We start from the raw sequence: 5,094 nt of genomic DNA, 5'->3' as shown, positions 1-5,094 counted from the left end.
CTACGTGAAGAAGGTGCTCTCCAACACCACCAACTACGCGGCCATGCTCACCGGCCAGCCCCAGTCGCTCAAGAGCCGCCTGGGCACCATTGGCCCCCGCGATGCGGCGTTGCCCGAGGTGAACAAGGACCTGCCCTGAGGCCCTGTTGCTCGCCGGCGGGGGCGAAAGGTATCTGGATTGCTATCAATAGAGGAGCTGAAGGCGCATATTCAACTAGCGCCTCAGCCGGGTTTCATTAAAAAATAGAGAGGGTGTGATGGGCAAACTGGCATGGATGGCCTGTGTAGCCACAATGGCCGCGGCAGCGGCGTGGAGCGTGGGCGCGCAGGCGCAACCCGTGTACAAATGGGTGGATGCCGAGGGCAAGACCCACTACGGCTCGCAGCCCCCGCCCGCCAAGCAGGACGCCGAGCCGCTGAAGCTGCAAAGCAACAACGGCACCAGTGGCGGCAGCACCTCATCCGGCAGCAAGGGCGCCAGCGCCAAGGCGGGCCAGCAGTACAACCCCGATGGCACCAAGAAGGTCTCCAAGGACGTTGAGGAGTTTGGCGAAGGGCTCAAGAAATCGCTGGGCACGGTGGACAGCCAGCAGGTGCCCCTGAACTGCGCCGTGGCCGTTGACAACATCCACTACCAGGCCGACCTGATGCTGGAGGTGGGCCAGAAGAACGTGCGCGATGGCTACATGACGCAGGCAGCGTTTGATTCCGCCGCCCCCAAAATCCGCGAGGCCAAGGGCAAGTACAGCGTGTCGGACTGTCAGGGCGCCTCGGGCAACAAGAAGTCGTTCTACCAGTGCATGTCCAGCAGCAAGAACCATGTGACGGGCTGCGACAAGCAATACAAACACTGAGGGCGTTGTGCTGATCCGCCCAGGCGCTTTGTGCCAGCGGCGGCCCCTTCGCCAGGGCCCGCAGGGCAACAAGCTGTGCCGATGCGCCAGGCCTCACACGTTGTGCAGTACCTCGCCCTGGCGCGCAGCGGCACCTGACCGCACCAGTTCATCTGCCAGGCTCTGCAGCCATTCGGCCTCGGTCTGCGCTGCAAAGTGCCGTGCACGCAGCATGCCGAAATACGGCGTGGCCTGCGCCCAGGCCGTGAGGTCGGGAATGCCGATCCGCTGCCATTCGAGCAGCTTGTACTTGAGCAGCACCTTGGCCGCATAGAGCGCGTGCTTGCCCGGGTTGCGCACAAAACCATCCAGGCGGCGACGGGCGCCGTCGATGGCACGGGGGGCATCGGCAAACACTGGCCCGTGGCCCGGGATCACGACTTGGGGCGACAGCGTTTCAATCAGGTCCAGCGTGGCCCCCACTTGGGCGAAGGCATCGTCGCCCTCCAGCTCCGGGAACACCACGCCAAAGCCGTTTTCCCACAGCGCGTCGGCCGAGATCAGCACACGGCCCTGGGGCTCGAACAGCACCACCGAATGCGGGTCGTGCCCTGGCGCGGCATGGACCTGCCAGGGCTTGTCGCCCAGCAGCACGCACGAGCCCGGCACCAGCAGCGTATCGGCCCGAAAGGGCGGGCATTCCTGGCCGGTGGGGGTGTAGCTCAGCGCATAGGCATCCCACTGGCGCACATGGTCGGCCTGGCCGGGCGGGATGGCCGTGAGCACGCCGGGCCAGGCCTTTTGCAGCGCGGCATTGCCCCCGCAGTGGTCGCTGTGCAGGTGGGTGTTGAGCACGCGATCCAGCCTGCGGCCTGCAAGGGCGTCGCGCACCAGTTCCACGGTTTGCTCGGCATGGCTGCAATAGCCGGTGTCCACGATGGCGGTGTCGTGCTGGCCTATGAAGAGGATGTTGTTGGCCGACAGCCAGCCTCGTTCGAGAACGGTGATTTCAGGGGGCAGGAGATCTTGGGGCGCGGTGGTGGGCATGGATGCTGGGATTCGGGGCTTTGGTGGCGCGCATCATTTTTTGTGCGGCGCCGTGGGCTGCTGCCCAGCCTACCCCAGGTCGTGCCCGCCCCAAGTCCTCCAAAACCCGCAGCCCGGCCACCCAGGCTGTGTCAGAACGTCACGCCCGCCACCAGGATCACATTGGCATAGGGCGTGCACTCACCCGTACGCACCATCACACGGGCTTGCTGGGTCAAGCGCTTGAACTCTTCGTGCGATACGGACTGGGGCTCCACCGGCAAGTGGCACCAGGCGGGCAACTGCCCTCCATTGCGCTCCACGGCTTCGGTGGCGATCAGCGCTTTTTCGACCTGCATTTCGTCCAGCACCACCCGCAGCACATCGGCCACGGCCGGAATGCCCGGCGTCAGCGCCAGGTCAATGCGGCGCGGGCCATTGGGGATGGGCAGTCCCACGTCGCCGATCACCAGCATGTCGCCGTGGCCCAGGGTGGCGATGGCGTGGGAGAGTTCGGCATGCAGCAGGGCGGTGCGTTTCACAGGGGGCTCCAGGCGGGCGGTTGGGGGCTGTGCGCCACGGCGGCGCGGGTGGGAATGGACGGCTGGGCGCCGGGCTGGGTGACGCACAGCGCCGATGCGCGGATGCCTTCGCGCACGGCGGCATCGAGCGGCTCGCCGCGTGCCAGGGTCACGGCCAGCGCGCCCAGGAAGGTGTCGCCTGCGGCCGTGGTGTCCACCGCCCGCACGACCAGGCCGGGGTGGTAGCGGTTGCCTGCGGCATCGGCGGCCACGGCGCCCGCCGCGCCCAGGGTCACTACCACTTGGGCGGGGCCCTTGGCGCGCAATGCTTGTGCGGCTTTTGCCGCGTCTGCGGGCGTGGCGACGTTCTGGCCCGCCAGCGCGGCGGCTTCCACTTCGTTCACCACCAAGATATTGACCAGCGGCCACAGTGCCTCGGGCAGCGGTTGGATGGGTGAGGGGTTTAGCACTACAGGGCAGCCTGCTGCATGGGCCATCTCGGCGGCAGCCAGCACCTGGGGCAGGGGGGTTTCGAACTGCATCACCAGGCCGCCTGCGCCTTGCAGTGCGGCACCCAGTGCAGCGGCATCCAGCACAAAGCGGCCATTGGCGCCGGGCACGACCACGATGCGGTTCTGCCCCGAGGCTTCCACGGTGATGGCGGCCACGCCGGTGGTGGTTTGCGCATCGGTCTGCACGCCGCTGTGGTCAATGCCGTCGGCGTCGAGCCCGGCGCGCAGCGTCTGGCCGTAGCCGTCATTGCCCACGCGGCCAAACAAGGCCACCTGGGCGCCCTGGCGCGCGCAGGCCACCGCCTGGTTACCGCCCTTGCCGCCGGGCACCAGGTGCAGGGCGTCGGCCAGCACGGTCTCGCCGGGGCCGGGCGCGTGCTGCACCTGCAGCACCAGGTCCATGTTCAGGCTGCCGACGACGGCGATGCGGGGCGTGTGGCTCGGGCCCATGCCGCACCTCCGGGCGCATGGGCGGTGGAGGCGCGCACGCGCAGCTCGGGCTGCAGCATCACCTTGCGCGCGTCCTGGCGTTTGCCGTCGATGCGCTCCAGCAGCATGTCCACGGCCAGCGCGCCGATGCGCTGCTTGGGCTGGGCCACGGTGGTCAGCGGCGGGCTGGTGAAGGCGGTGAGTTCGATGTCGTCAAAGCCCACGATGGACAGTGCCTCGGGCACGCGCAGGTCGCGTTCGTGCGCGGCGCACAGCGCGCCCATGGCCATGAGGTCGTTACACACGAAGACGGCAGTGGGCGGCTCGGGCGCGCGCAGCACCGCGTGCATGGCTTCGTAGCCACCCTGGCTCGTGAAGTTGCCGTGCCACAGCAGGCCCTCGCCCGTGCCGCAGCCCGCGTCGGCCAGCGCCGTGCGCCAGCCGGCAATGCGCTGTTCGCTGGGTGCAATGCCTTCGGGGCCGCCAATGCAGGCAATGCGCCGGTGGCCCAGCGACAGCAGGTGGCGCGTGGCCAGCAGGCCGCCCTGCATGTGGGCGGTTTCCACCAGGTCACAGGGCTGCTGCCCGGCGATGTCGATTTCGCGGTCCACCAGCACGGTGGGGATGGACAGGCCCGCCAGCTGCGTGGCCAGCGTGGCGTCATGCCCGGTGGAGACTACGATGAGCCCGTCGATGCGCCGTTCGGCCAGCACCTGCAGGTAGGAGCCCTGGCGGTGCGCCTCGTCGTTGGTGTTGCACAGGATGACGTTGTAGCCCGCGCCAAAGCAGCGGTCTTCCACGCTGTGCACGATCTCGGCGAAGTAGGGGTTGGAGCTGTTGGGGATCAGCATGCCCAGCGTGCGCGTGTTGTTGCTCTTGAGGCTGCGCGCAATGGCACTGGGCACATAGCCCAGGGCGCGGATGGCGGCCTCGACGCGCTCGCGCCCCTCGGGGCTCACGCGGCGCGTGCCGTTGACCACGTGCGATACCGTGGTGACCGACACCTCGGCGTGGCGCGCAACGTCCTTGATAGTAGCCATGCAGGAAAAAGAAAAATCGGTGTGTTGAAACAGGTTCAGCGGGCGGCGCGGCGCTGGCGCAGCGTGTCCACAATGACGGCCGCCACGATCACAAAACCCGTGATGATGCGCTTGCTGGGCTCGCTGGCGCCCACCTGGGCCAGACCTGCTTCGAGCACCGCGATGATGAGCACGCCAAACGCGGTGTTCACCACCGAGCCGCGCCCGCCCATGAGGCTGGTGCCGCCAATCACCACGGCCGCAATCACCTGCAGCTCCATGCCGGTGCCCGCGTTGGGGTCGGCGGCTTCCAGCCGGGCCGACTGCATCAGGCCTGCCAGGCCTGCGAGCAGGCCGGTCATGGCAAACACGATCACGCGGATGGGACGCGGGTCCACACCGGCCAGGCGCATGGCTTCTTCATTGGTGCCAATGCCCACCACGCAGCGGCCGAACACGGTGCGCGACAGCACCAGCTGCGCCACCACCACCAGCACCACGGCCAGCAAGAAGGCGAACGAGATGCCGCCAAAAAACGGTGCTGACAGCCACGAAATCGCATCGCCCACGTACTGCGTGCGCGAGTCGGTGACCACATAGGCGCTGCCGCGCACGGCTTCGAGCATGCCCAGCGACACGATGAACGAGGGCAGCCGCCACGCGACGGAAATGGTGCCCGTGATGGTGCCGCACACCAGGCCCGTGGCCAGCGCCAGCGCGGCGGCGGCGGGCACCGTCCAGCCCCATTGCAGGA

The 5,094-nt window shown here is 67.9% G+C and carries 6 protein-coding genes; 1 reads left to right on the top strand and 5 read right to left on the bottom strand.

Going from position 1 to position 5,094, the window contains the following annotated elements; translation table 11 throughout:
* The first annotated feature begins 257 nt into the window (after positions 1-257).
* Positions 258-854, top strand: a complete 597-nt coding sequence (locus ISS20_RS23565) for a DUF4124 domain-containing protein (RefSeq protein ID WP_291440077.1) — start codon at positions 258-260, stop codon at positions 852-854.
* A gap of 93 nt (positions 855-947) precedes the next feature.
* Here ISS20_RS23565 and ISS20_RS23560 read toward each other — a convergent pair whose 3' ends face one another.
* The 5 genes from ISS20_RS23560 to ISS20_RS23540 form a co-directional block, all read right to left on the bottom strand.
* Positions 948-1,880 (bottom strand): MBL fold metallo-hydrolase, encoded by a 933-nt coding sequence (locus tag ISS20_RS23560; protein ID WP_291440075.1) that lies wholly within the window; start codon positions 1,878-1,880, stop codon positions 948-950.
* 131 nt (positions 1,881-2,011) lie between these two features.
* Entirely contained in the window at positions 2,012-2,401 is a 390-nt protein-coding gene (gene rbsD / locus ISS20_RS23555; RefSeq protein ID WP_291440073.1) for a D-ribose pyranase, read from the bottom strand.
* Complete coding sequence (rbsK, locus tag ISS20_RS23550) at positions 2,398-3,342, bottom strand: ribokinase (protein ID WP_291440071.1); 945 nt, start codon at positions 3,340-3,342, stop codon at positions 2,398-2,400. Before rbsK ends, rbsD begins: the two co-directional genes overlap by 4 nt.
* Positions 3,297-4,361, bottom strand: a complete 1,065-nt coding sequence (locus ISS20_RS23545) for a LacI family DNA-binding transcriptional regulator (RefSeq protein WP_291440069.1) — start codon at positions 4,359-4,361, stop codon at positions 3,297-3,299. The genes rbsK and ISS20_RS23545 overlap by 46 nt, the downstream gene beginning before the upstream one ends.
* Positions 4,362-4,396: 35 nt before the next feature.
* Positions 4,397-5,094: ABC transporter permease (locus ISS20_RS23540; RefSeq protein ID WP_291440067.1), on the bottom strand; the 698-nt coding region annotated here is incomplete at its 5' end.

Source organism: Acidovorax sp., from assembly GCF_016783915.1.
GTDB lineage: Bacteria > Pseudomonadota > Gammaproteobacteria > Burkholderiales > Burkholderiaceae_C > Acidovorax.
This window is presented reverse-complemented; position numbering and strand designations above follow the sequence as displayed.

What these genes read in the sequence shown, in the direction of transcription:
- ISS20_RS23560 (WP_291440075.1), bottom strand. Translation starts at nt 1,880, where the DNA reads ATGCCCACCACCGCGCCCCAAGATCTCCTGCCCCCTGAAATCACCGTT.
- ISS20_RS23565 (WP_291440077.1), top strand. Translation starts at nt 258, where the DNA reads ATGGGCAAACTGGCATGGATGGCCTGTGTAGCCACAATGGCCGCGGCA.
- ISS20_RS23545 (WP_291440069.1), bottom strand. Translation starts at nt 4,361, where the DNA reads ATGGCTACTATCAAGGACGTTGCGCGCCACGCCGAGGTGTCGGTCACC.
- rbsK (WP_291440071.1), bottom strand. Translation starts at nt 3,342, where the DNA reads ATGGGCCCGAGCCACACGCCCCGCATCGCCGTCGTCGGCAGCCTGAAC.